The organism is Sessilibacter sp. MAH1, assembly GCF_054658315.1.
In genome coordinates, this window is record NZ_BAAGIC010000004.1 from 224,908 (window position 1) to 251,153 (window position 26,246).

General features: G+C 43.4%; 22 protein-coding genes and 5 tRNA genes. 10 read left to right on the plus strand and 17 right to left on the minus strand.

The annotated features are described in order from the left end of the window. Nucleotides 1–19 precede the first annotated feature (19 nt). The 5 genes from ACYQ28_RS05950 to ACYQ28_RS05970 form a co-directional block, all read right to left on the minus strand. Complete coding sequence (locus ACYQ28_RS05950) at nt 20–850, minus strand: sulfite exporter TauE/SafE family protein (protein ID WP_460048776.1); 831 nt, start codon at nt 848–850, stop codon at nt 20–22. Between the two features lie 356 nt (nt 851–1,206). After that, nucleotides 1,207–2,799, minus strand: coding sequence for a gamma-glutamyltransferase family protein (locus ACYQ28_RS05955; protein WP_460048778.1), 1,593 nt, complete (start codon nt 2,797–2,799; stop codon nt 1,207–1,209). 106 nt (nt 2,800–2,905) lie between these two features. Next, complete coding sequence (locus ACYQ28_RS05960; protein WP_460048779.1) at nt 2,906–4,108, minus strand: amidase; 1,203 nt, start codon at nt 4,106–4,108, stop codon at nt 2,906–2,908. Between the two features lie 293 nt (nt 4,109–4,401). After that, nucleotides 4,402–5,406, minus strand: a complete 1,005-nt coding sequence (locus ACYQ28_RS05965) for an adenosine deaminase (RefSeq protein WP_460048780.1) — start codon at nt 5,404–5,406, stop codon at nt 4,402–4,404. Between the two features lie 176 nt (nt 5,407–5,582). Further along, on the minus strand, nt 5,583–6,704 hold the full coding sequence (locus ACYQ28_RS05970) for a purine nucleoside permease (RefSeq protein ID WP_460048782.1): 1,122 nt from the start codon (nt 6,702–6,704) through the stop codon (nt 5,583–5,585). Between the two features lie 259 nt (nt 6,705–6,963). Here ACYQ28_RS05970 and puuE point away from each other — a divergent pair, with 259 nt between their 5' ends. The 3 genes from puuE (at nt 6,964) to ACYQ28_RS05985 (ending at nt 9,988) form a co-directional block, all read left to right on the plus strand. Beyond that, on the plus strand, nt 6,964–7,869 hold the full coding sequence (puuE, locus tag ACYQ28_RS05975) for an allantoinase PuuE (protein ID WP_460048783.1): 906 nt from the start codon (nt 6,964–6,966) through the stop codon (nt 7,867–7,869). A 95-nt stretch (nt 7,870–7,964) separates the two neighbouring features. Further along, complete coding sequence (locus tag ACYQ28_RS05980; RefSeq protein WP_460048785.1) at nt 7,965–8,561, plus strand: cupin domain-containing protein; 597 nt, start codon at nt 7,965–7,967, stop codon at nt 8,559–8,561. 23 nt (nt 8,562–8,584) lie between these two features. After that, nucleotides 8,585–9,988 (plus strand): amidohydrolase family protein, encoded by a 1,404-nt coding sequence (locus ACYQ28_RS05985; RefSeq protein WP_460048786.1) that lies wholly within the window; start codon nt 8,585–8,587, stop codon nt 9,986–9,988. Nucleotides 9,989–10,042: 54 nt separating this feature from the next. Here ACYQ28_RS05985 and ACYQ28_RS05990 read toward each other — a convergent pair whose 3' ends face one another. Next, nucleotides 10,043–10,192: a hypothetical protein gene (locus tag ACYQ28_RS05990; RefSeq protein WP_460048788.1), complete on the minus strand. Its 150-nt coding sequence runs from the start codon at nt 10,190–10,192 to the stop codon at nt 10,043–10,045. An 848-nt stretch (nt 10,193–11,040) separates the two neighbouring features. Between ACYQ28_RS05990 and ACYQ28_RS05995 the strand changes: the two genes are divergently transcribed. After that, complete coding sequence (locus ACYQ28_RS05995; RefSeq protein ID WP_460048789.1) at nt 11,041–12,408, plus strand: radical SAM protein; 1,368 nt, start codon at nt 11,041–11,043, stop codon at nt 12,406–12,408. Between the two features lie 288 nt (nt 12,409–12,696). Beyond that, nucleotides 12,697–13,437: a fumarate/nitrate reduction transcriptional regulator Fnr gene (gene fnr / locus ACYQ28_RS06000; protein ID WP_460048791.1), complete on the plus strand. Its 741-nt coding sequence runs from the start codon at nt 12,697–12,699 to the stop codon at nt 13,435–13,437. Between the two features lie 1,049 nt (nt 13,438–14,486). Here fnr and ACYQ28_RS06005 read toward each other — a convergent pair. Then, nucleotides 14,487–14,574, minus strand: a tRNA-Ser gene (locus ACYQ28_RS06005). Nucleotides 14,575–14,791: 217 nt separating this feature from the next. Here ACYQ28_RS06005 and ACYQ28_RS06010 point away from each other — a divergent pair. Together ACYQ28_RS06010 and ACYQ28_RS06015 are read left to right on the plus strand one after the other, a co-directional pair. Beyond that, entirely contained in the window at nt 14,792–15,760 is a 969-nt protein-coding gene (locus ACYQ28_RS06010) for a hypothetical protein (protein ID WP_460048792.1), read from the plus strand. 209 nt (nt 15,761–15,969) lie between these two features. Further along, nucleotides 15,970–17,358 (plus strand): adenylate/guanylate cyclase domain-containing protein, encoded by a 1,389-nt coding sequence (locus tag ACYQ28_RS06015; protein ID WP_460048793.1) that lies wholly within the window; start codon nt 15,970–15,972, stop codon nt 17,356–17,358. A 91-nt stretch (nt 17,359–17,449) separates the two neighbouring features. Here ACYQ28_RS06015 and queF read toward each other — a convergent pair whose 3' ends face one another. From queF to ACYQ28_RS06050, 7 genes are all read right to left on the minus strand, one after another. Then, entirely contained in the window at nt 17,450–18,364 is a 915-nt protein-coding gene (queF, locus tag ACYQ28_RS06020; RefSeq protein ID WP_460048795.1) for an NADPH-dependent 7-cyano-7-deazaguanine reductase QueF, read from the minus strand. A gap of 74 nt (nt 18,365–18,438) precedes the next feature. After that, nucleotides 18,439–19,212, minus strand: a complete 774-nt coding sequence (locus ACYQ28_RS06025) for an ABC transporter permease (protein ID WP_460048796.1) — start codon at nt 19,210–19,212, stop codon at nt 18,439–18,441. Further along, a complete protein-coding gene (locus ACYQ28_RS06030) occupies nt 19,209–20,159 on the minus strand; it encodes an ABC transporter ATP-binding protein (RefSeq protein ID WP_460048797.1) in 951 nt (316 codons plus the stop codon). The genes ACYQ28_RS06025 and ACYQ28_RS06030 overlap by 4 nt, the downstream gene beginning before the upstream one ends. 392 nt (nt 20,160–20,551) lie before the next feature. Then, nucleotides 20,552–20,627 (minus strand) — tRNA-Gly (locus ACYQ28_RS06035). A gap of 2 nt (nt 20,628–20,629) precedes the next feature. After that, nucleotides 20,630–20,705, minus strand: a tRNA-Glu gene (locus tag ACYQ28_RS06040). Between the two features lie 190 nt (nt 20,706–20,895). Continuing rightward, nucleotides 20,896–20,971 (minus strand) — tRNA-Gly (locus tag ACYQ28_RS06045). A gap of 1 nt (nt 20,972) precedes the next feature. Beyond that, nucleotides 20,973–21,048 (minus strand) — tRNA-Glu (locus tag ACYQ28_RS06050). 292 nt (nt 21,049–21,340) lie between these two features. Here ACYQ28_RS06050 and ACYQ28_RS06055 point away from each other — a divergent pair. After that, nucleotides 21,341–22,111 carry a hypothetical protein gene (locus ACYQ28_RS06055; protein ID WP_460048798.1) on the plus strand — a complete coding sequence of 257 codons (771 nt, stop codon included), beginning with the start codon at nt 21,341–21,343 and terminating at the stop codon, nt 22,109–22,111. 1 nt (nt 22,112) lies between these two features. Here the strand turns inward: ACYQ28_RS06055 and ACYQ28_RS06060 are convergent, their stop codons facing one another. Continuing rightward, nucleotides 22,113–22,793 carry a DNA-3-methyladenine glycosylase I gene (locus ACYQ28_RS06060; RefSeq protein WP_460048800.1) on the minus strand — a complete coding sequence of 227 codons (681 nt, stop codon included), beginning with the start codon at nt 22,791–22,793 and terminating at the stop codon, nt 22,113–22,115. Nucleotides 22,794–22,844: 51 nt separating this feature from the next. After that, on the minus strand, nt 22,845–23,258 hold the full coding sequence (msrB, locus tag ACYQ28_RS06065; protein WP_460048801.1) for a peptide-methionine (R)-S-oxide reductase MsrB: 414 nt from the start codon (nt 23,256–23,258) through the stop codon (nt 22,845–22,847). Between the two features lie 240 nt (nt 23,259–23,498). Here msrB and ACYQ28_RS06070 point away from each other — a divergent pair, with 240 nt between their 5' ends. Continuing rightward, a complete protein-coding gene (locus ACYQ28_RS06070; RefSeq protein WP_460048803.1) occupies nt 23,499–24,713 on the plus strand; it encodes a pyridoxal phosphate-dependent aminotransferase in 1,215 nt (404 codons plus the stop codon). Between the two features lie 36 nt (nt 24,714–24,749). Beyond that, nucleotides 24,750–25,208: a hypothetical protein gene (locus tag ACYQ28_RS06075; protein ID WP_460048805.1), complete on the plus strand. Its 459-nt coding sequence runs from the start codon at nt 24,750–24,752 to the stop codon at nt 25,206–25,208. 3 nt (nt 25,209–25,211) lie between these two features. Here the strand turns inward: ACYQ28_RS06075 and ACYQ28_RS06080 are convergent, their stop codons facing one another. Beyond that, the gene (locus ACYQ28_RS06080; protein WP_460048806.1) at nt 25,212–26,156 is read right to left on the minus strand and encodes a class I SAM-dependent methyltransferase; all 945 of its coding nucleotides are present in this window, start codon (nt 26,154–26,156) and stop codon (nt 25,212–25,214) included. Nucleotides 26,157–26,246 lie beyond the last annotated feature (90 nt).

Here is a 26,246-nt window from a genome sequence, read left to right on the forward strand (position 1 = left end):
ATTACCTTTCAACTCACGCTTAAAACAGCGTTAAAGCCACTTGAATTAACATGCGCACGCCGGTGATTGCCAACACAATCGCGAAGATTTTTTTCAAAAGAGCGCCGTCTAGTTTAGAACCCAATTTCGCGCCAACTGGTGCAAACAAAACGGTCAAAGGCACAATGGCAACTAAGCCCGGCAGGTTTACCAAACCAAAGGTGTATTGCGGCGCGTTTTCGGGTGTTTGGCCTTGTAAAAGCATCATTAAGGCACCGGGCAACGCAATTAAAAATCCGAAAGCAGCCGCTGTACCAACCGCACGATGGGCAGCAACATTAAATGCCGTTAAGGTAGGTACACCAAGAGTACCGCCACCAATACCGACCATCACCGAGAAAAACCCAATCAAAGAGGCAATAACACTCTGGCCCGGTTTTCCCGGAAGACTTTCGGCCAAGGGTTTTGCTTTGGCCCGAAACAACATGTTAAGCGAAACTAAAACCGCCATGACACCAAATAAAATACTGAAAATATGGCCATTAACAATGGTGACCAGATAACTGCCACAAAGCACGCCTAATATCATGAACGGCGCCCAGCGTTTAAGCAGATCCCAATCGACATTACCTTTGGTGTTGTGCGCACGAATGGACGAGATAGAAGTAGGAATAATGGTCGCCAAAGATGTACCGGTTGCAACCACCATGGCTGTTGCCGGATCAATACCCAAGCCTTGGAAAACAAAGTAAAGCACCGGCACAATTACAATTCCGCCGCCAACACCTAACAGGCCGGCTAGAATTCCCGCAAAAATACCTGTAAAAATTAACGCGATAAAAACCGGTAGTAATTCAGAAAACTGTTCCACAGAAAACTCGTTTTAAAAAATGGATAAATTAACATTTGGGCCGGTGTTCTTTCAAAAAAACACAAAAGTGTATTTTTCTAAAAGAACACCGAACGATACTAAAGGAAACTCTGATTAACCCAGTGTTTCCAGCGACACAGAGATGTGCCGCCAATTTCAAGAACTGTACGTGATTGAAATTGTGAAGAAATTGAAAATGGCATTTTCAATTTCTTCACAATTTCTGTTCTCGATTAAATCAGAGATGAGTTAATCGGAGGTTCCTAAAGATGCTGATAAAAACTTTTGACGCTGAACATTTGGCTATCGAATCAACGCTTAAAAATCAACTCGATAGCGCAGGTAAAAATGAATAATTAAACATTCGCCCAAAGACCAGCACCGTCACTGCGCGGATCGGTGGCGACTTGTAAATCGCCGTTTTCCGATAAAATAATACCGCCAGCATGACCCATCATTTCGATTTGACTTGGTACTTCAGCAACTTCGTGGCCTAACTTAGTTAAATCTCCGGCAATTTCGTCGGCCAGGTTTTTTTCTAATTTAAGGTTGTTACTAACATCACCCCAAGTACGTCCAAGCAACCAACGATCTTTAGCGATAGCATCTTCAAGTGATAAACCATCATAGATATGACGAGTAAATAAGGCCGCTTGAGTTTGTGGCTGACCTTCGCCACCCATGGTGCCGTAGCTGAAACGTCGGCCATCGTCGAGTAACGCAAATGCAGGATTTAACGTATGTAACGGTTTTGCGTTTGGTGTTAAGTGATTGTGATGATCTTTATTTAAATTAAAACTCAAACCGCGGTTATTCCACACCAAACCTAAATCAGGAATGACCAAACCACTGCCAAATTCCCAATAAATACTTTGAATAAACGACACCATGGTACCGTCTTGGTCGAGCGCACCCATCCAAATGGTATCGCCATGTTCGGCAGGTCGTGGCCATTCTAATGCACGGTTACTGTCAATGGATTTAGCCAACACATCTAATGAGCTGGAATCTAAAAATTCTTGTGCCGATTTTTTCATGCGTGCACGATCACACACAAAACTATCGCGAATTAAAAACGCTTGCTTAGTACATTCAACAATATGATGCACACGCTCGGCTTCGCTCCAACCTTCTTTATACACTCGGTCGTACAGCGCCAAAATAATTAACGACGCTAAACCTTGCGTGGGTGCGACCATATTAAATAAATGGCCTTTCGAGGTTTTGGTGGTTAAAGGGGTAAGCGCCTCGGCTTTAAATGCCGCTAGGTCTTGGCGAGTAATTGGGCTGTCTTGTTTTTCTAATTCTTTAGCAATGGTATTGGCAATATCACCTTGGTAAAAATCCATCAAACCAAGATCAGCAACCGTTAAGTGATCGATCATGTCGGCGAGATTTTTATTCACCAAGGTTTTACCCGCGGTTAGGGTTTTACCATTGTCTAAATAAAGCTCGTTAAACGCTTTAAAACCGTTTAACTCGTCAAAGGTTTTTTCCGATGCAGCTTGGAGGCTTTCGGTAATTTTAATGCCGTTTGCAGCCAAGTCTTTGGCCGGGCCTAATAAACGCGAGAGCGGTAAAGATTTTTTGCCGCCAAAAATATCGCGTACCAAATGCCAACCGGCGATGGTGCCTGCTTGGGTGATTGCCGCCAAACCACCACGGTTTGGAATACTGTCTAACGATTTTTGCGCTAATAATTCTTGATAACGGCCAATGGTTGCTAGGCTACCGGAGCTGCCACAGGCATCAATGGCAACGGGTTTATCACCGGGCTTTTGCACAATCCAAAAACCATCGCCACCGAGACTGTTCATGTGTGGATAAACAACGGCAATGGCAGCTGCGGCTGCAACCATTGCATCGACGGCGCTGCCGCCTTCTTTTAACACCGATAATCCAACTTCCGCTGCTTGTGCATGTGGAGCGGTAAACGCAACCTTAGCCATAATCTAATCCAATAATTCTGGTAATCTTTTTATTAAACGTTGCCAATATTTTTAAAAAATACGCCGTGTTTATTTGGTGTATTTTTGTGCTTCTGTAATGTTGATATTATTTAAACGCTGATGTAAGAGGCGATGCCTCTAGGTGTTTTATCAACGCCAACAAATCTTTATCGCCACCTTGTTTGGCCATTACCGACAATCCCCAAGCACAGTTATCGCTTTGTAGATACGGCAAGCTTACCTGCACAGATTTAGATAAACCGGCGATGGCCGTTAAACCCATTAACTGATTGCGGTATTCGTTCATGGCTTCTGCCGGAGTATCGAGCAAAGGTGCAGCGCCCGGTGCGGTTGGTAGAATCACGCAGGTGTTATCGAGCAAAAATTCTTGTTGAGCGTATTCTAAAAACGCTAGAGCTTGTTGTTCGGCGGCTTCTTTTTGTTCAATCGTGATGGTTTGGCACCACAACAAACGCTCGGTAATGTCGGCGGCAAATTCCGGCTGATAGGTTTCAATCCATTCGCCGTGCTCGCGCCAAATTTCAAAACCTTGCAGTACTCGGAATGCGGCGCTGGCCTTTGCCGTAATCTCAGTTGGCAAAGGTTTTACGTCTATGCGTTCAAACACATTGGCTGCTTTTAGCTCGGTGGTTAATGCAGGTACAAGCTCCAACCAAGCCGTTAGGTTCTCCGGTAACAGAACAACACAATTGCTCAAGGTGCTAATTGTTGACTGCTTCGGCAACAATACATCTGCCACCCTTGCAAGGGTGTCAAAGTCGCGCGTAAGCCAACCGACCGTATCAAACCGTGGCGACAAACCCACCAAGTGCTCAACGCTGATGACCCCGTGCGACGGACGAATTCCATACAAACCATTGTAGCTAGCCGGAACTCGCACCGAGCCACCGGTATCGGTACCCAAGCCAATATCTACCGCCGAATTAGCCGTAGTAATTGCCGAACCTGAGCTTGAACCACCAGGAACACGACGCGCATCCAGAGCGTTAGCAGGCGTTCCGTAGTGAACATTTACACCGTTTAGACTGTAGGCGATTTCATCGGTGAGCGTTTTTGCTCGAAGCTGAGCGCCAGCCTCTATTAATGCTTTTACAACCGGAGAAGTGGCCTTAGGAATTGGATGCGTGGCCAACCAGTCTGGGTTGCCCGCCGAAGTCGGCAGACCGGCAATATGAAACAAATCTTTTACACCCAAACGCAAACCCGATAAGGCTCCGGCAGCCGGTACGCAATCCGGTACGGTGATACCTTGGCAGTCAAATAGGACTTCAGGGAGATTTTGAGTCATAGTGAGTTACGCAAATTTCTTCAAGCAAAACGCTGTTACATCGTATCAATTGACGCCAAGCTTGCCATAACCTGACCACTTGATCAATTTTTTAATCGAGACGATCCGTTCAAAACTTTCTCGCTAAGAGAATAGATGTTAAAGACAATAAAGTTGGATTTAGCTCGGTATCAAGGCCCAAGAACGAGCCGCTTTAAACGACGAACAATGTGAACAGTTAAAGCAACAGAGCTTTTGGCTCTTAAAGAATTGTACTTCAAGAGTTGCACTTCAAGAGCCAAGAACATGACACTCTATTGAGCAACCGCGTCGATTTCGGCCAACCACTTTTGTTGCTCGGCTTCAGAGATAAAACTCGCCAAGAAACTGTTTTTTGCCAATGCAACAATGTGCTCTGCGCTCGGTGACAAAGCTTCATCAACGGCAATAAAGTTTTGATTCATGTAACCGCCAAAGTACGCGGGATCATCAGAGTTGATCATCACGCGAATGCCGCGATCAAGCAGCGTTAATAACGGGTGTTTCGCCATGTCGTCATAAACACACAAACGCACATTCGATAGCGGGCAGACGGTGAGCGCCATGTTCTCGTCGGTAACGCGCTGCATTAGGGTCTCGCTTTCGGTGATGCGAACACCGTGATCAATACGATCAATGTTTAGTAAATCTAATGCTTGTTCAATGTAATCTGCTGGGCCTTCTTCACCAGCGTGGGCAACCAAGCGCAAGCCCGCTTCTTTGGCTTTGGCAAATACATTGGTGAATAACTGTGGCGGGAAGTCTTTTTCCGATGAATCCAAACCAACACCCTGAATTAAATGCAACCAAGGTTGTGCTTGTTCCCAGGTTTGCAGCGCGTCAGCTTCAGGAAGATGACGCAAGAAACACATAATCAATTGACTGCTAATGCCCAGTTTTTCTTGGCCTGCTTTTAAGGCATCGTCGATACCTTGAATAACTTCGCCAAATTCAATACCACGACTGGTATGGCTTTGCGGATCAAAAAAGATTTCGCAGTGAACCACTCGATCTTCAGCGCAGTGTTCAAGATAAGCCCACGTTAAATCGTAGAAATCTTGGCGGGTTTGCAGTACGTCGGTTGCTTGGTAATACAGATCTAAAAACGATTGCAGATCGCTAAAATCATAAAGCGCCGCTAACTCTTCAGCATTCGCGTAAGGCAGTTCGATATTGTTGCGTTTGGCCAGCGCAAAAACCATTTCTGGCTCTAACGTACCCTCAATGTGCAAATGCAATTCGGCTTTGGGTAATTTTTTTATCAGTTCTAGATTGCTCACGTAAGACTCTCAATATTTAACAATTAGACCCTTTAATGAATTCACCGACGAATTCATTAAAGGACAGAAATAGCCAATGCAATTTCTTATTTTCTGTTTTTAGGTACTTTGATCTCAGTGGCGGTAATTGCAGCAGTGTTAATTTCAGTCACCGCTCACAGGATCATTGCTTTTTATTACTGTTCGGCCTTAACTTCGTATGGCAATTGGGTTTTGTAGCTGTCCCAATTTTTAACGATGTCATTAACCACGGTGCTACCCACCATGTAAGCGGTCTCTAAAGACAACGCCAAACCTTCGTAGCTTTCGCCTTCGCTGGTTAAGCTTTCGGCGGCGGTTTTGCCGGGTTCTGGAATGGTAAAGTTACTGGCACTGCGCAAGACCATTAAGCGGTCGTAATCGGCTTTACCGGCGCGATCTAAATAGAACAGCGATTGTGCGGTACCGGTATCTTCCATGGCAGAAGACACAAACTCACCCTCGCCATCGCTCCAGTATTTCACCCATTCATTGGCCCAATCGTTAAGAATTTCACCGTGCCAGAAAGTCATAGCCGCAAGGTTATCGCCTTTTAATACAAACGGTGGTTTTTGCGCATTGGGATATTCGCTGAAGTGCTCACGAGTTTTGGCAACCGCAGGATCATCGGGTAATTCAAGATCTTTGGTCATCTCAAAAGCCCAATCGGTGAGATCACCATTAATTTTGAACACCTCGCCTTGGTTTGGTGGACGATTTTCGTCAAAAGGACCTTTAGAAAACAATGGGAAGAAGCCGGTTTTCCAATCCTCAGGAATTTCTCGCGCATCGATCTCGTGACCAAAATCGCCATCAACCAGATACTCAGCCCAAGCCGCCGAACCGATGGATGCATCCGCCGGATCAAAACCGGAAATTCCCGCAACTAACCAATAAGCCTTCGATAGATCAAAACGTGGGTCTAATCCTAATGCCATGATTGCAGAGGTAGATTTCATGGTACCCATACCGGTGACGATACCCAAAACACCGGTTTCTTCATTCATGTAGATGTCGTGAAATGACTGAGGAAAATCGTATTTAGTATTCAAGCCTTGGCGCTCCTTCCATAACTGGAATTCACCGGCGGTATCGCCCTGATCTTCGCCAATTTCAAACATTGTGACGACTACCACCTTAACTTCTTTGGGTGCAGCAACTTCAGCTTTCGCAGCCGGAGTTTCAGAAGCTTGTGTCGTTTTGGTTTCTGATCCACAAGCGGCGAGGATAGAAGTAGCAAGTACCGCCGTGGCAAACGGCAAACGATGTAAAAATTTCACGGATGGTTTCCTCAAATGTAAACGTTGGTTGCGCAATCGTTGGCGTTTTATTGTAACGGCTCTGAAAGAGAGATAAACCCAAAAGCAAAAAACCAACCAATTGGTCAGCATTTTCCCTTATGGAAACAATTTAACGCAATAACACAACAGAAACACTTTACACGAGTAACAATCACATTCACTCAGTTGTAAGCTGTTATGCAGATTCAACTTAGCTAACCGTTTTACATTCAACATTGATCAGCAAGAACCAATCATCATGACCGAAAACACTCGCGACCTGATCGGCTACGGCCAAAACCCACCGAACCCAAAGTGGCCCAATAACGCTCGCATCGCACTGCAATTTGTTATCAATTACGAAGAAGGTGGTGAAAACTGCATTCTTGATGGCGACCCGGCCTCGGAGAAATTTCTATCCGAAATCGTCGGCGCAGAAGCTTATGTAAATCAGCGCCACATGAGCATGGAATCGATCTACGAATACGGCTCGCGCGCTGGATTTTGGCGCCTACACCGCCTGTTTACCGAACGAAATCTACCGGTCACCGTATTCGGCGTGGCGCAAGCATTAGCAAAGCACCCTGAAGCGGTAGAAGCTATGCTGGAGGCCGATTGGGAAATTGCCAGCCACGGCTTGAAGTGGATTCACTATCAAGATATGGACATCAACAAAGAACGCGCAATGCTCGAACAAGCTGTTGAGATTCATACCAAGGTCACGGGCTCAAGACCACTGGGTTGGTATACCGGCCGCGACAGCCCTAACACGCGCCGTTTAGTCTCAGAATTTGGTGGATTTAAGTACCACGCAGATTCCTACGCCGACGACCTGCCCTACTGGTGCTACGACTTCGAACAGCCTTTGTTGACCGTACCCTACACGCTCGACAGTAATGATATGCGATTTGCAACACCACAAGGCTTTAACGCTGGTGATCAATTCTTTAATTACCTGAAAGACAGCTTCGATTTTTTATACGAAGAAGGTGAACGTGCGCCGAAAATGCTCAGTATTGGTTTGCATTGCCGCCTTGTGGGTCGTCCCGGTCGAGCCATGGCTTTAAAACGATTTTTAGATTACGTCATGTCTTTTAGTGACGTTTGGGTGTGTAGAAGAATTGATATCGCCGATCACTGGCACAGGCATTTTCCAGCAAAATAACGCTAAACACTCAACAGTGAATGATTCACAAAAGTATCGGAAACTCTGATTAACACAGCGTTTAGAAGTTGGTTGGGCTAAAAAGGATTATATTTGTGTTTTTAAACAGCGCGCACAAACAGTGGCTACTGGCAGGCTTAATGATGTTTGGTTCGGCCACACAAGCGGAAGAAATTAATTCAACCATGACAAAAACAGCCATTTCAACCGAAGCTCTCATCAAAGCGCTTAATTTAGAGCAGCATGTAGAAGGCGGTTATTACCGCCGAACCTACCAATCCGATCATCGCGACATGGTAAACACCGGCGGCGGTGAACGATTTTTGTTAACGTCTATTTACTACCTGTTAACGAACAAATCTCCTATTGGTCACTGGCACAAGAACCAGTCAGACATACTGCACTTTTTTCACTTGGGCGAACCTATTACCTATTATTTAATTCATCCCGATGGCTCGTTGGAAACCGTAGTAATGGGCAGTGACCCCACCAAAGGACAACAACTTCAATTATTGGTGAAAGGCGGCACATGGAAAGCATCACATTTACGACAAGGCGAATTTGGACTGATTAGTGAAGCGGTATCTCCGGGTTTTGATTTTGCCGATATGCAGCTGGGGTCACGACAAGTATTGCTTGAACAGTTTCCTCAACACCAAGAACTTATTCAACAATTTACGCGCGAAAAATAATGAGAAAATTCACGAAAAAATCTATGACATTTCAAACTGGATTGGTAAGAACAACTCTCTCAGCAGCCTGTATTGGACTTTTCTCTTTAGAGACTTTTGCCAACGATGTTGATCTTATTGTTGAGGGCGATTATGTTGTCACCATGCAAGATGACGACTCAATTATTGAGCAAGGCGCAATCGCAATTAAAGATGGTGTTATTGTAGAAGTCGGAAAAGCCAATAACATTCGCAAAAAATATCAAACCAGTAACATCATTCCCGGCCACGAAAAAGTTCTCATGCCCGGGCTCATTAACGGCCACAGCCACAGTGCAATGACGTTATTTCGCGGCATTGCCGATGATCTGGATTTAATGGATTGGTTAACCCAATACATTTTTCCCATCGAAAACAAATTTGTGACGCCTGAGTTTATTAAAACCGGGGCAGAACTCGCCTGTTATGAAATGATTCAATCGGGCACAACCACGTTTGTGGATATGTATTTTTATCCAGAAGTGATTGCCGATGTTATGGTAGATTGCGGATTAAGAGCCATCATTACCGCACCCATGATTGATACCCCAAGCCCAGGCTTTAAGGGTTGGAATGATTCATTTAGCGCTGGTGAAAAATACGTACGCCAGTGGCAAAATAAACACCCGCGAATTACTCCGGGATTTGGCCCTCACGCACCCTACACGGTGATTCCTGAGCACTTAAAACAGGTTGGCGAAGTTGCTAAAAAATTATCGGCGCCGATTTCAATTCATGTTGCCGAAACCAGCGGCGAAACCGATATTATTCAAAGTCAGTATCACAAAACGCCTGTAACTCACGTGCTATCACAGCTGCAAGATAATTGGATTATTGCTGCACACATGGTTCATCCACTGGAATCAGAATACCCAAGTATGGCAGCCGCTAATCTTGGCGCCATTCATAATCCCACCTCTAACGCAAAACTAGCATCGGGATTATCACCCGTACCAGAAATGCTGAACGCAGGAATTCGCGTTGGTTTGGGTACCGATGGTGCTGCCAGCAATAACAACTTAGACATGTTTGAAGAGATAAGAACCGCGGCTCTTATTCACAAGCTTGAAAGCGGCGATCCTAAAAAGCTACCAGCAGTGGATGCTTTAAAATTGGCGACAAAGTACGGCGCAGCCGCAATTGGGTTCGAGAGTAGCATTGGTCAACTAAAAACGGGTTATTCAGCAGACTTAATTCAGTTGGATTTAAGCGAGGCTCGAATTCACCCAATTTACGACATTATTTCACATCTCGTCTATGTAATTGATTCCGATCAAGTGGTAACAACCATCGTAGACGGCAAGGTACTGATGTTAAATAAAGACGTAAAAACGTTAGATGGCCGAAAAATTAAAGAAGAGGCTCAACACAAGGCGAAAGAAATACAACAATACTTGCGAAAACACTAATTTATAGAAAATACCAAGAGCCTCAAAGTCAAACAACCAACGCTTTGTACCACCTCAGTGATGATTTTTAATCACTTCTTGTTGAGGCTCTTTTTTCAATTCGGTACGAATGTGCTGAATCATGTATTTGCTTGCATAAACAACTACAGCACATGTAGCCACTACAACGATAATTCCAGATAAAATAACTGTGTCGAAATACATGATTTAGCTCCTTAGCGATGTAATTTCATTTTTATTGTATAGCTACAAAGTAAAGCAAATTCACCTTTAGCAATTGCCTTAAATCAAGTAAATGTTTGACGAATTATTTTTCTACAAAAATCATTTAATTAAAATCAAATAACCCATTGCTCACGCATAAAATTTCAAACAAAACCTAATAAAAACCACGACCTTTATATAAGAGCAGAGATTTGGTTAACAACTACAAAGTCAGAAAAATTAATCGTTTCTTTATCAGCTCTTTTATTAATTAAAGGAACCTCTGATTAACTCATCCTTGATTTAATCAGAGGGCAGAAATTGAAAATGTGATTTCCAATTTCTTCACAATTTCAATCAGTTACAGTTCTTGAAATTGGCGACACATCCTTGTGTCGCGAGAAACTCTAAGTTAATCAGAGTTTCCTAAACATCGATCAGGTATTCAAATTAAGAAATCTCTTATGTGAGACGCTACTCAAAAACTCGATAATTACCTCTTAAGAAACCTCTGATGTACTCTTCTATAAACTAATCAGAAATTCCTTCATATTGATATCAAAATGAATACCGTCTTATCACATTATTTTTCTCCACGAATAACCGAACACTAGCGATTAGCACCGTTAATAATCCCTCACGCAATCACCAAAAAAGTCTTGTTAGGCCTATTTTTATAACCGCCAGTTGATTCAAATCAATCTATACAATTCCTTGATGATTAGAGTTGGCGGCCGGTTGATACAGGCCAAATAATTTTTTTCGTTTTGTTTTTAAGTAAGCAAAACCAAACATCGGCGGTATCGATAGTAGTTACTGATATTTGGTGAGAAAAAGATAAACATAACATGAGAGAAAATGGTTTTATGCCTGCGTTCACTCCTCCCAAAGCAGACCTGCTTGCTAGACTCAGCACGTGCCCAACGTTACAGGTGCCTTATCCGCCCATTGAAACGTTTAAAGAATTGGAATTTCAGGCGGAAGATCTTGAAAAGCACTTAAGAGCTTCTCAGTCTTTCGCCATCCATCTACACATTCCTTTTTGCAAAGAGCTTTGCAATTATTGTAATTGCAATATTGTGGTCACTCGACAATACGGTTTGGCGGCGCAATATGCCGACTATTTAAAACAAGAAATCCAGTGGTACGGTCAAATCATCAAGGGAATGAGCCAAAAACGACTACCGCCGAAGCAAATTTATTTTGGCGGCGGCACTCCGACCTTTCTGTTAGCCGATGATTTACGACGAGTTACTTACGAAATTGAAAACTCCTTTGGCGTATCACACGCTGTAGATCGAGATTATTGCATTGAAACCGATCCAAGAACGGTAGATACAGAGCTCGTCAGTCTTGTTAAAAGCTTGGGATTTAACCGCATTCATTTTGGTGTTGAAGATTTTAGTACACAGGTTCAGCAGGTTATTAATCGAAAATACACCTTCGAAAAACTGAAACAATCAACCTTAGATGTTCGCTCGCAAGGCATCCAATCCGTCAGTTTCGACGTTACCTTTGGATTACCACAACAGAGCTTGGGCTCATTTATGAGCAGCCTAAAACAACTGTTAAAACTGTCGCCCTCACGAGTTGTTCTGCGTAAATATCACCACAATCCCAAAATATTTACCTCACAATCGCTGATTGATATCGAATCAGTTCCCGAAGATAAAACCGTTATGGAAATGCGCACCTTTGCCATCAACCATCTTCAAAGTAGCGGTTATTGCGCAATTGGCCCCGATTGCTTCGTTAGCAACGATGACCCCTTGTGCGATGCAACCAAAAGTGGTCGTCTGCAATGGACTCAACATGGCTATGTTCCAGACGTTGCCGATACCGTCATTGGTTTTGGATTGTCGGCGATATCCAGCACGCCATCAGCCGTTTGGCAAAACCAATTGGGTTTACGTGACTATACCCGCCAAGTGAGAAGCTACGGACACTCGGTTTATCGCGGTACAGAACTGTCGGTCGATGATCAAATAAGAAAAGAAATCACTCAACGCTTACTGTGTAATTTAGAAGTAAATAAAGAAGAGTTTGAAAGCCGCTGGAAAACCAGTTTCGACCATTATTTTGCAAAAGAATTATCTAATTTAGAACAAGAGTTTGGGCAACAAATGGTAATCAGTAATCAGCAAAAACTAAGATTAACACCAAGCGGTCAATGGTTTGCCAATCAATTGGCTTCCTACTTCAGACGTGCGGGCTAATAAGCCCGCATTTCATACCGATGTTCCCTGCTATATAGTCTATTGTTATTGCAGTAAAAATAAACAAATTGAATTTTTGAGCTGTTGATCGAATAAAAAATTTATTGATTATTACCAAGGAAGCTAAGTTTTGCGCAAAGAAGGCGTATTTGTAAATTCTCACGCCTCGAAGCTATCGACCTATCTCCCTCAATAACGTATATTGCTGATATAGCAACCTTAAACTATGCACTCAGATCAAAAGTCCTGTAGAATTTCAACAAGATAAGCCCGGTAGGAAAGTTACCTATGACTGTTACCTCATATGTACGATGCAGTAACTGCGCTGTAAGTAAGTTTTGTCTGCCTCACACCCTGTCCAACGATGATATTGGCCAACTAGAAGGTGTGGTGCAACAAAAGCGTGTACTCCATGCGGGTGAGACCCTTTATCATACCGGTGATCATTTCGAAGGGTTGTTCGCCATTAGCTCAGGCAGCTTCAAATCGGTGGTAATTGCAACCAATGGCGATAGCCAAATCACCGAGTTTTCATTCCCTGGTGAAATTTTAGGCTTTGATGCCTATCACGGTAAAACTCACAACAGCTTTGCAGAAGCGCTAGAAACCAGCAGCGTTTGCTTTTTGCCGCAAGCACAACTCGACAATTTGTCACAAAAAGTTCCTGCGCTTCAGCAGCAACTGTACAACCTATTCTCCGCCGAGATTCAAAGCAATAACGAATTCCTATTGATGATGGGCAAGCGCTCCGCAGAAGATCGCCTAGCAGCGCTGTTAATCAACATTTCTAGTCGTTACTCACAACGCGGATATTCTGCAACGCACTTCCGTCTTTCTATGTCGCGTACAGATATCGCCAACTACCTTGGCCTTACTATTGAAACCGTAAGCCGACTTATTCGCAGGTTCCAAAAAGAAAGCCTTATTGAAGTTGCCCAGCGTGACATCACCATTATTGACCTTGTAGGATTAAGTGAGCTAGCTGGCACACATTGCTCCTACGACCAAAAAGTGGCGAGTGCTGAATAACACAAATTTATACTTCGCTTTTAATTGTGGTGAGTATTTAAAGCGGTTTGTCTACACGTATTGCCACATTAGATTACCTTCTACCGATCTCGGTCGGTAGAAAAAATCCTCTTAGTTGCGCAACACTTTCTAATCCCGAAGCATTTTCTCATCAAAAAGCACCTTCAATAAATTCTTATTCGTACCGATTTATTAGGTAGAACAATTCCACGTTAAAATAACTTGGAATTACTTTTAAAGAATCATTGAACCTTCTAAAAATACCGAATTCCTTGGCCAACAATGTTCGCAAAACATATCAAAAAACTTTTTTTATTTAATATAAAAATCTGAACAGCCTTACAAATTTTCAATTATAAATATAGAAAAACAAGAATGTAGAATCAGTTGTAATCTTAGATAACTTTGCCGTAAGTAACTATTCACAAACTTAATTAAAATCAACTACATTACAAACAGCGATCAAATTAACAAAATTCCGCCAAACAACTCACAAAAAATTACCCATTCGATTTAATCAACCGACTAAAACACTTAACACCATCAATTAAGCCTGTACTTAACAATCTATTCGTATACAGCAATTAGGGCATTGAGTTAAATCAATCTTAAAAATTAGATATTTGATGGGAAACAAACTATCAATCAACGGTCATTGCGAACAGTGCCGAAAGTCTTTGGTAAATGCCTTACAGCTTCATCCTCATTTCAGTAATTGCGGCCCGTTCAGTTTGTTGCTTAGCTTTGCACTAGTCCCGCTCGGGTTCTCACCCTATCTCACCGCGCTAGTCTTGGCGGATATGTTCAGGCATAAAAAAGCCCCACATCGTGGAGCTTTTTAGATTTGGATTTAATTGTCGGTCGGGATTAATCAAAACAATCTACGGATTGTTTTGACCCTTTGGGCTGCGCCGCCTTTGGCGTCTTGTCGCAAATACTTTGTATTTGCTCGAACCGCTCGGGTTCTCACCCTCTCTCACCGCGCTAGTATTGGCGGATATGTTCAGGCATAAAAAAACCCTAACATTGTAGGGTTTTTCAACATTCGATGGCGGTGAGGGAGGGATTCGAACCCTCGATGCCTTTCGACATACACACTTTCCAGGCGTGCTCCTTCGGCCACTCGGACACCTCACCTTCAAAATTGGCAGCTTGGAATAAGCGGAAGCGCTAATTTTGGGAGGGCGAACTATACGCAAACACTAAGTTAGAATCAATGCTTATTCTTTCTGTATTGATTTACGCACTGTAAAGATAACAGGCAACATGGATACATCTCTGTTCTTTGACAATACTTAGTAACGTGGCTTCTTATATTCAAATATCGACCCCCTAACCAAAAGTTGAAAAAGACATGCAGATATCCAAATGGATCGTGATTGGCACCTTGGAAATTTACGCTGTACTGATTCTGCTGTCGGTGTTTTTGCTCTTTAATATCAAAGGTCTGAGAAAGCTTGTTCAAAAGTTGAAGCTAACGATTCAAGGACTTACCGACGAGCTGAATGAGATCAAGGAAAACCCTACTCATAGCTCAAATGACAAGCAGTTGTACCAAAAACAGGTAGGCCAGCAGTTACAAATTAGTCTTGGGCATCTCGCTAAGATTTCTAGCGCGCCTTCAGTTGAAGATGCGTTGAAATCATCCGATCAGCCAGAGGCGCAAGCAGTTGCGTTTCGAGCACAAATTCTGCAAACAGAAATGGATGCCATCGAAGATAATCGTACCAACTGGAGAAAACTTTATTCAAGCCTGAATACTATTGTTCGAATGTTTGAACAAGAGCCCAAGTCAACAGAGCAAGCAGCCTCTCGTGCAAGCGGCATAAAGAGTTTAACGCAAGAAATTGATTCTATTTTGAAAGGCTCTGAAGACAAAACCCACGGTGAAATCTGTTCAGAACTTATGCAGTACAAAGATCTGTTGAAGCAGCTGGAGCGCAATTCTGACTCTGCTCAATCTGAGCATTTTCAAGACACGCTAAAGAATTGGAAGCAATCTGCCAATTTGTTTAAAAAATCGCTTCAGAAGCAATCAGCAGAAGTGTCTTCGAGTGATCAAAAACAGCAGTATCAACAACATTTAGCGTCGTTCGATGCTTTTATGAATGAATCACATGTGCATATTAATGCCCTCGAAAATGAAGTGATTCGCCTAGAAAAAGAGCTTAATACCAGTAAAAGCCAGCGGAAAACGCAGCCAGATAACAAAACTACACAGCAACTTATGAACGAAAATGTTGCACTAAAAAAACGCCTAAAACAGCAGCAGGCGGAAATTGATCAATTACTAGCTCAAATGCAACTCGATGACAGTTTATGATCAACTACCAAAGCCGTAATGACTAACAATAGACAGATGAATTCTTGAAGTTGTATATTCCACCACGTTATTTCAAACGCTATGTCTCGAAACCTAATAAAAAGAACAGAACAAAACTTTTTGTTTGATCCTTACTTTATTAAATGTGATTATGTTTGATCTTTCGCTCGTTAATTTATAATTCAACAAGTATTCGCAGTGCAACGTTCATGACGAGAGAAAAAATCCAGTACAGTGACTTTTGGGCAAGTCCGCAACGATATTTTTACTTCCGCTCGTTAATTGCGTTTTCAGTGGTTGGTTCTCTTGTTTCTTACAGAAGCTGGCCAGAATTTGATATCACTTCAATCGCCCTTTCTATTCTTACCCTGTGTTACTTGGCGCTTACGCGCTTTCTTTCTGAAAAAAAGCATTCCGATGAGCGAAAAGAAAAACTCGAACGCTATTTTGGTTGGGTAGATGCAGCTCTAATTGGCGCCTGTTTGTGCCTTGTTGATTTTCAAATTTTACCAACAGTCTTATTTGCCACCATTATTCAATTTAATGCAGCGTTGCAAGGTGGTAGCCGAAAATGGCTTGAAGATAACGCAGCCTTTTTTATTGGCGCTGGCACCGGCGGATTTTTGTACACACCCGTTTGGGTGCTTAGTTCCAGTGTTCAAATCAGCGCAACCACTCTTATTGGCGTTAGTGTTTACATTGTACTTTATGGTTTGTACTTAAATTCTAAGCTTCGCTCTGCCAGTAAACGAATCGCAGAGCTAACCGAAGTTACCGAAAAAGAAAAGGCCAAAGGCTTTTTACTATCTCGATACATTTCACCAGCGGTTTACAGCGCCATCAGTACCGATAACGAAAACCGCCTGCAGACCGAACGCAAACGCTTAACGGTGTTCTTTTCGGATATCCAAGGGTTTACGTCGCTTTCTGAAGAACTGGAAGCAGAAACGCTTTCAACACTGCTCAACTTATATTTGACCGAAATGACCAAAATCATTGCCCATTTTGGCGGCACGGTTGATAAGTTTATGGGTGATGGAATTATGGTGATTTTCGGTGATCATGAATCCAAAGGCGTAAAAACCGACTGCATTCGCTGTGTATCCATGGCGATTGCCATGAAAAAACGTATGCGTGTTTTACAGAATCATTGGTTTAGCCAAGGCATTAAGAAGAAATTGCAAATCCGTATGGGCATTAACACCGGCTACTGTACGGTAGGTACCTTTGGTACTCGCGCCCATCACCTCGATTACACCGCTCTCGGTACACACGTTAACTTGGCGAGTCGCTTGGAGTCTGCCGCCGATCCCGGCGAGATTTTGTTGTCGCATGAGTCTTGGGCTTTGGTTAAAGACACCATCATGTGTACCAACAAAGGCATGATCGAGGCCAAAGGCTTTAGCTATCCCATTGAGGTTTACGAGGTCGTGGACTTCCGTAAGAACCTCGGCGCACATCAAACCTATATGGAATCTAACGCCGAAGGTTTTTCCATGCATTTAGATCTAGAAAAAGTGCGTAACTTTGAGAAAGAAAAGGTTATTTACGATCTAGAAAAAGCGTTGCAAACCATTAAAGATCGAGTAATCCAATAAAGCCGTAGCGATTACGGCTTCACTTCAGTAAAACTCACGGGAAAGACTCAATCATTTAGAGCTTTACCCAAGACCTTCATACGCTAAAAAGCTACTGACGAATCAACTTCACGGTGTTAAGCGTAAGCTGCTCTAGGGGAATATTGGTTCGCAACGGATTAATATCCAAACCGCCACGGCGAGTGTAACGCGCATAAACCAATAATTGCTCGGGACCACATTGTGCGGAGATATCGTAGAAAATACGCTCAACACACTGCTCATGAAAATCCTGATGCTCACGCATTCCCACCACGTAACGCAGCAGATTCTCATGGGAAATGGCAACGCCTTTATAGTAGATCCACAAACTCGCCCAATCTGGCTGTCCAGTTACAGGACAGTTCGTTTTGAGCAAATCTGAATACACAACTTCGCTGATTCTTCCCTTGCGATTTAAATCTAAGGTCAAAATAGATTTATCGCTGGGGTTACCAGAGATTTGAATATCTTGCTGATCAAGGCAAACGGTTTTGTTTTGATGGTGTGCAGCGGTTAAGAACGAGGGAATATCAAATGGCGCCAAACTCCCAGAAGAAGCTTGAAAGTAGGTTTCGGCTTCTTTAAGGGTCATTAAACGCACATCAACGCTACCGCCCGTAACTAGACTCAGATCCGTCTGCATACATTCTCTGACGGTTCGAATACTTTCAAAACGAGTTTGGTTAAACGAATTCAAATACAACTTAAAGGACTTGGATTCAACAATTGATTCACAACTGAGAGGAAAACGAAATTCTGCAACCGCCACTTGAGGCAATCCCTTGGGGTTTAACCAAGAAATCTCCCAAGCCGTCCAAAGATCAAACCCCTGCAACTTAGCAACATTCATGTTTAGTGAGTGCGTACTGCGTGCGGTTTTACGAGCAATGGGAAACAACAGCGATTTATCGTACTTAGAAACGTACTTGGTCTCTTTACCCAATAAACTGCCATGTGCGTTATTTACTGTTTTTTTATCGCTCAACTTGAATCCAAACCTTCGAGTCAAAAATCAATTTAATAACCAGGTAACATAAATAATGTGACCTATATCAACACCTAAGAGCGTAAGCGTTTACCGTTATTGAGTAAATACATGGCGTAGATAAATAAGATAACAATAAACAGAACAACGCCGGTAAAGGCGAAGCTAATATCAATATCAGAAATGCCCAAAAAGCCATAGCGGAACGCATTCACCATGTACAAAATTGGGTTTAGTTGAGATACCGACTGCCAAAACTCCGACAACAAACTGATGGAATAGAATACACCACCCAGATACGTTAAAGGCGTTAGAACAAAGGTAGGAACAATACTGATATCGTCAAATGAATTGGCAAAAACAGCGTTAATTAGACCCGCCAGAGAGAACAATACCGAGGTTAAAAACACAATGGCGATGGTAACGGCTAAATTATGGACATGCAGATCAATAAAGAAAAACGATACCAGAGACACGATCAGGCCAATTAATAGACCTCTCGCCACGCCACCGAGAACAAACCCCAACAAAATAATGTAATTGGGCGTAGGAGAAACCAACAGCTCTTCGATACTGTTCTGGAATTTAGCGCTGTAAAAAGAACTAACCACGTTTGAATAACTGTTGGTGATCACCGACATCATAATCAAGCCGGGAACAACGAACGACATATAATCAAAGCCGTCCATCTCTCCAATCCGCGAACCGATCAGCGCCCCAAAAATCACAAAGTACAAAGACATAGTGATTACCGGCGGCAAAAGCGTTTGAATCCAAATTCGTGTAAAGCGACGCACTTCTTTAGTAAAGATGGTCGTTAAGGCAATCCACTGCTCAGAAAAATTCACGCACTTACTCCTGTTTGTTCAGCAGCTTTTTTCTTTTTATTGGCTTCTACCAGTTTTACAAAAAGCTCTTCAAGACGATTAGCCTTGTTACGCATACTGATGACTTCTACAGATTGTTGACTAAGGGCCGTAAAAACATCGTTCATTGACTGGCCTTTTTCTAATTCAATCTCAAAAGATTGAGTATCAGTAACCTTCACGTCGTAATTCGCCAGCGTTAAATCGCCGACAGGCTTACTGGAATCAAAAATAAAGGTTTCTCGATTCAATTTTGAAAGCAATGCTTTAATGCTGGTATTTTCGACGATGGAGCCTTGATCAATAATCGCAATGTTGCGACATAAGCTTTCGGCTTCTTCAAGATAATGGGTCGTCAAAATAATGGTGGTGCCTTGTTTATTAATTTGGCGAAGGAACGTCCACATTGAACGACGTAATTCAATATCAACGCCCGCGGTTGGTTCATCAAGAATCAACAGCTTGGGTTGATGCACGAGCGCTCGGGCAATCATTAAACGACGTTTCATACCGCCGGATAAGAAACGTGCTTGGGTAGAACGCTTATCCCAAAGACCGAGCTGTTTAAGATGAGTCTCGGCGACCTCACCGGCCTCCTTACGATTAATTCCGTAATAACCAGCCTGGTTAACGACAATATCGAAAACCTTCTCAAAGTGATTAAAGTTAAACTCTTGCGGTACAACACCTAAAGACTTTTTGGCAAGCGCCATATCTTTATCAATGTCATAACCCAAAATAGAGACATCACCCTGAGTCTTTTTAACCAAGGAGCTAATAACACCGATGGTTGTCGATTTACCGGCCCCATTAGGACCTAACAATGCAAAGAAATCGCCCTGCTCCACTTCTAGGTCAATACCTTTCAGCGCAGTGAAACCATTAGCGTAAGTCTTTTGCAAATTTCTGATTGAAATTGCAGCAGTCATAAAAACTCTTCTCTGAAATTTGCTGAAAATGAGAGCGCAGAAATTAAATGTGTCGGGGTTTTATACGATGATTAGTAAAAACCAGCGTTAAGCTCGAATTTACCGAATGTTTGAAGTTTAAAGAAACCATTTAGTTATTGCAGTGAAAAAACCCATAACCTCAAGATATATGATTGTAGGGTATGAACACTAGCTTAGATAACGCATGGTTTTGATTGCCAGAATTTTTAAAGGTATGGAAACAAACTTCAATTACAACAACACTGTGGTTGATGTGCTTAGACAATAACAAATATACGAGTTTCGTAAAATTATCTTTTTATGATGATATCTATCGAATCACTCGATCATTCATCGAATGATCAAACAAAAACAGATGTAGAAAGGAGAACTGGAGCGGGAAACGAGACTCGAACTCGCGACCCCAACCTTGGCAAGGTTGTGCTCTACCAACTGAGCTATTCCCGCAATGGCGTCCCCTAGGGGAGTCGAACCCCTGTTACCGCCGTGAAAGGGCGGTGTCCTAGGCCTCTAGACGAAGGGGACATAATTCGCAAAAACGAAATGTCACTTTTGACGACATCAAAGCGGAAGCTTTAAGCGTCTATACTCACAAAAATAAATACCAAGCCACTTAAATTTCAGCAGCTTAAATCCGTATAGACGGGATTTACCTCTGAGAATACATAAATCAGGATTATCTGATTTACAAAATAAACTCTATTGAGAGCTTATTTGGAGCGGGAAACGAGACTCGAACTCGCGACCCCAACCTTGGCAAGGTTGTGCTCTACCAACTGAGCTATTCCCGCATGGCGTCCCCTAGGGGAGTCGAACCCCTGTTACCGCCGTGAAAGGGCGGTGTCCTAGGCCTCTAGACGAAGGGGACTTAGGACCTTGAACAAAAACTTGTTTAAAAACCGTACCTTAGCGAACTATGTAAGGTTGTAAACATGTCCTCGTTCAGAAGTGGGGCGAATTCTATGGACAGCTAAGGCGACTGTCAACACCTTTAAAACATTTTTGTTGCAAAACTCTTTGCGAATATAAGAAACGTATTAAAAGTAACCGACTATACTCAATAAATGAACGAAAATGCCGACTACAGGTGAGTCTATGTTCGCCAATACCAGCGCAACCGTCAAACCTATTTTTTACAGCCCAACGGGATTTTAACCAGAATGACATCCGTTTATATCGCAGCTGGAATAATCATCGTGCTAATTATGGTGCTGTGTTACGCATTTATGGTTCAAACCGTAGCGAAGAAACGCGAGCAACAACTGCGGATGATTCAAGTTCTTGAACAAAGAATTAAAAACTTTTGTATTTTGACAAAAGCATTCCCACCTGGGTTTTTATCAAAAGAACTCGAATTGCTCATTTATCAGCAACTGATTGACGCGACTAATCAACTAATCGAACTAGCACCCAAAGAAAAAAAATACAGTGAAGAACTAGAAGTCTACACCCGTGAGCAATCGGAGCTGCAACGTAAACCACCACAACATAAAAGGGTGAAGCTTTCGTCACCCAAACAAGCCAAAGAAGTTAAGGTGTATTTGAACGAGTTGAATAAGTTTATTCATCGTTTAAACCAGCGAAACAAGTTATCGAACAATGAGTTCAATACCTACACCGCCCAGATTAAGCAACTCGTGTTACATATTGCTGTGGATAACTATGTCAGCCACGCTCGCGCGGCTGAAACAGCCAATAAACCCAGAATGGCGCTGCATTACTTCACACTTGCTAAAAATTTGATGCTGAAAGAATCCACCGATAAGAATCAGAAGTTTCAGCTTGATCAAATTAACAACCAAATCGAGCGCTTAGAAGAACTCACCGCCGTGCCAGATATCCCGGAGGAGGATTCGACAGCGCAGGGCGGCGATTGGGATCAATTTAAGTCAGAAGATGACGGCTGGAAGAAAAAAGCCATCTATGACTGAGTTAGAAAGTCTCGGCTAGCACCGTATAGGAAATGATCCGACTGAGCTCGCACAAGGGCCGGCCAGTTTCTTCACGCCATTGGTTAAACGCCAGTTGCACTGCATTTAGGTCACGCTTAGAAGACGGAACCTTATCGACAATATTTTCGGCTTTTAAAACAGCAACGACATCGTTGGTAAGTAAAAACGTATCTTTGCCGACCATTCTTAAGAATCGACTGCCAGACATGCCGCCTAGCTGAGCACCAATTTTTTTCAGCTCAAGCCACAAACCAACAATATTGTCTTCGGGCCATTGAGCGAGAAACTGACCGAAACTGCCATATTGGCGTGAAATATCGATGATCATTGCCGCATTTAAACGAATCGACTTCATCTTACCCAAATGTCGAATCAACTCTTGATTCGACATAAGATCGTCGATGTCCGAATCGCTGAGCATGGCGCATTCCATAGGATCAAACTGACGCAGTGCTTTTTCAAAGGCGGGCCAGCGATCGTTGACCATACTGTGCTTTAATCCCGCTTGAAAGACACGACGAGACATGTTCGATAGATAAAACGCGTTACTCTGAGAGGAAAGAGTCTTAGCGCTGGCAGGTTTCGGCAGCGAAGCCTCAATCTTCGCCAAACTACCCTTGTGCAGCACCGCTGTCTCTAAAATGTCGGAAAAGGCTCTCACCAACACCCCCAGTCACATCTGTTTGAAACCCAAGAGCTTTGAATTTGCACGCTACTCTTCACGACCTTCCACCAACTCAAGCGAAGCCGAATTAACACAATAGCGCAAACCTGTAGGTTCTGGCCCATCGGGAAATACGTGGCCCAAATGGCTTTGGCATTTGCCACAGAGTATTTCAACTCTACGCATACCAAAGCTGGTATCAAACTCTTCAGCGATTACATCTTTGGAAATTGGCGCATAAAAACTCGGCCAACCGCTGCCGGAATCGTATTTGGTTTGCGAGTCGAAAAGCGGTTCGTTACAACACTTGCAGTGGTAGATACCATCGGTTTTGGTATCCCAATATTTACCGCTAAAAGCTGGCTCTGTGCCGCACTGGCGGCAAATACGATATTCTTCTGCCGATAATTTATCTTTCCAGGCAGCTTCTGCTTCTTCATTTTTTGGGGTTTTCTCTGCCATAATCTCGCGCCTTTTCTGTTCTTATTGGAATTGATACTAAATATTCTTGCCTTCGATTAAGCATCGAAGCATTTGTTCAGCAAGCAGTAACTATCAGAACGGTTTAGCCAATTAATTCACAGTATCTTATTTAGTTATCTGTGAAAAAGCTTGAGCAAAACATTTGTTCAACGTGATTTGTATTATGTTCTTAGCGAAATACGTCGCCTTAAATTTAACCTTGTTTGCACAGCCGCGCCTATGAAACCGATCGAGAAGTCCCATAAATTACACGGTGTATGTTACGACATTCGAGGCCCAGTACTCGACCACGCCAATCGCATGGAAGAAGAAGGCCACAAAATTTTAAAGCTCAACATTGGTAACCCTGCGCCATTTGGCTTTGACGCACCGGACGAAATCATCCATGACGTCATCAGTAATTTAAGAGACGCCCAAGGTTATACCCACTCAAAAGGGTTATTTGCAGCGCGTAAAGCCATCATGCACGAATGCCAAACACTGAAAATACCCGGTGTTGAAGTCGGCGATATCATTCTGGGCAATGGCGTCAGTGAATTGATCATGATTGCCATGCAAGCGCTCGTGAACAACGGCGACGAAGTACTGGTGCCTGCTCCTGATTATCCTATCTGGACCGCAGCCGTGAGCCTCGCCGGTGGTAAAGCACGGCACTACCTCTGTGATGAGCAATCCGATTGGTATCCCGACCTCGACGATATTCGCTCAAAAATCACTCCAACCACCAAAGCAATTGTGGTTATCAACCCCAACAACCCAACCGGAGCGGTTTATTCTAAAGAGCTGCTCAATGAGATTGTTGAGATTGCTCGGACCAATAATTTGATCATCTTTGCCGATGAAATTTACAGCAAAATTTTGTACGACGGAGCCGAGTTTGTTCCCATGGGCAGCATTGCAACCGACGTGCTGTGCATCAGCTTCAATGGTCTCTCTAAATCTTATCGCTTGGCTGGTTTTAGATCGGGCTGGATGGTGATATCCGGCGCCAAAAAGGCCGCAAAAAGCTACATAGAAGGCCTTGAGATGCTCTCGTCCATGCGTCTGTGCGCGAACGTTCCGGCTATGCTCGCGGTACAGACCGCACTCGGTGGCTACCAAAGCATTAATGAGTTGGTTATTAACGGCGGGCGTCTGTACGAGCAAAAAACACTGGCTCACCGCAAGGTTAACGACATTCCGGGCGTTAGTTGTGTAGAACCCAAAGGCGCAATCTATCTGTTCCCTAAATTAAACCTTGATGTTCACAAGATCGCGTCCGACCGACAGTTTGTTTTGGACTTTTTGCTGGAAGAAAAGATTTTGTTGGTGGAAGGCAGCGCATTCAATTGGCCAAATAAAGACCACTTTAGAATCGTGTTTTTACCGCGCTTGGACGAACTTGATCATGCACTTGACCGTTTAGCCGTTTTTCTGGATCGTTATCAAAAATAACTCCAGAAGTTGACCATCTAAGGCTAATCTAGCGCTATGGCCGATATACATATTGCAGATTTTTACAAAGATTGCGCGTCGATATTTGTGACCTTGTATCGCAACTTTCCGCGCAAAATCCAACTCTACGTCGACGACATTGCCGGGGCGGACGAACCCGACGAGTTTGGGTTACCAAGCCCTAGGCATTCGTCATGCTTCGCAACGATGGTATGGCTTGCGGAGTCTGGATACATTCAATATCAAACCAATATTCGCCAAGAGGCGCTCGATCTGGCGCAACTCACGCACCTAGGCTTTATGTTGCTGTCGAGCCCAAGAACCATACCTATATCGGCAGCACTCAGCAGCCCAACCGACCTTGACCTAGACGGCCCTCAGTCATCCGCTAACCACATTCATAATCTGCGACAACAGTTGCGTACCGGTTCTTCTAATGCGATCGAACGAGCCGTTACCGAAGTTTTCGCTCAATCCTATCGCTACAGAGGCTAATGGCTAAGTAGGGTCACTATCGATAGATTGATCATTAACGAATCGATAGTGATACAGCTTTAGTGCCTGATTTGGGTCTTTTTCTGGAAAATACGGATTCGCAGGAAGGCGCTCAACGAGTTCAGCCTGTGGCAAGATTTCTGAAAATAAATCGGTCAAAAAAGACGCATCAAGCTCCGGTGAGTTTAAACACGCAAGCACCTCACATTGTTCGGAGGCTAATTCGGGAATTCGACGAATCAATTTGCGGTAATCTCTTTGTGCAACAAAGCTGCCTTTTTGGAAAGACGGCGGATCGAAGATAATAACGTCGAACGGGCCGCGTTTTCGAATACGCCCCCACGACTTAAGAATATCTTCCTGCATAAACTCAACATTGTAGGTGTCTTGGTTATTTAAATGATGATTGGCTCGACCTCGATTCAGAGATTGCCGACTCATATCCACGTTAACAACTTTTGCCGCACCTACTCCGACTCCTACCACCGAAAAAGCACACGTAAAAGCGAATAAATTGAGTATGCGTTTCGATTTTCCGTGTTCTTCAAGCCAATGACGACCAGGCTCTATATCCAGAAAAAAGCCTACATTCTGCTGGCGACCAACACTTAACTCGAAACGCTGCTGATCGCGAACTGCATAAAAATCGGCATCGGCATCGCCACGAACGCATTGCCAAGCTTGCTCAGTTAAATAGCGTCGATGATAAAAAACCGTGTCTATCGAAAGCTCATCGGCCAGAACATTGATTTCATCTATAGAAGGCAAGTCAAAATCTAAAGGCTTGTATGCTGAGATAATCAACAACCTTGGATGCCAATCGATGGTCAGGTGTTCAAATCCAGCGTAGGTACCACCGCGGCCGTGGAAGATCCGCACAGATTGCCGTTTCTCCCAAGTATTCAGTTGATTAAATCTCTGTACGATGAGGTCAAGTATCGGAGACAAGCGCTTTTCCCTAAAAATTGACAATTGTACAACGAAAGGGGCATTTTTTAATCGCGTAAGATGTGCGATGGTTAGTTAATACAACCCGAC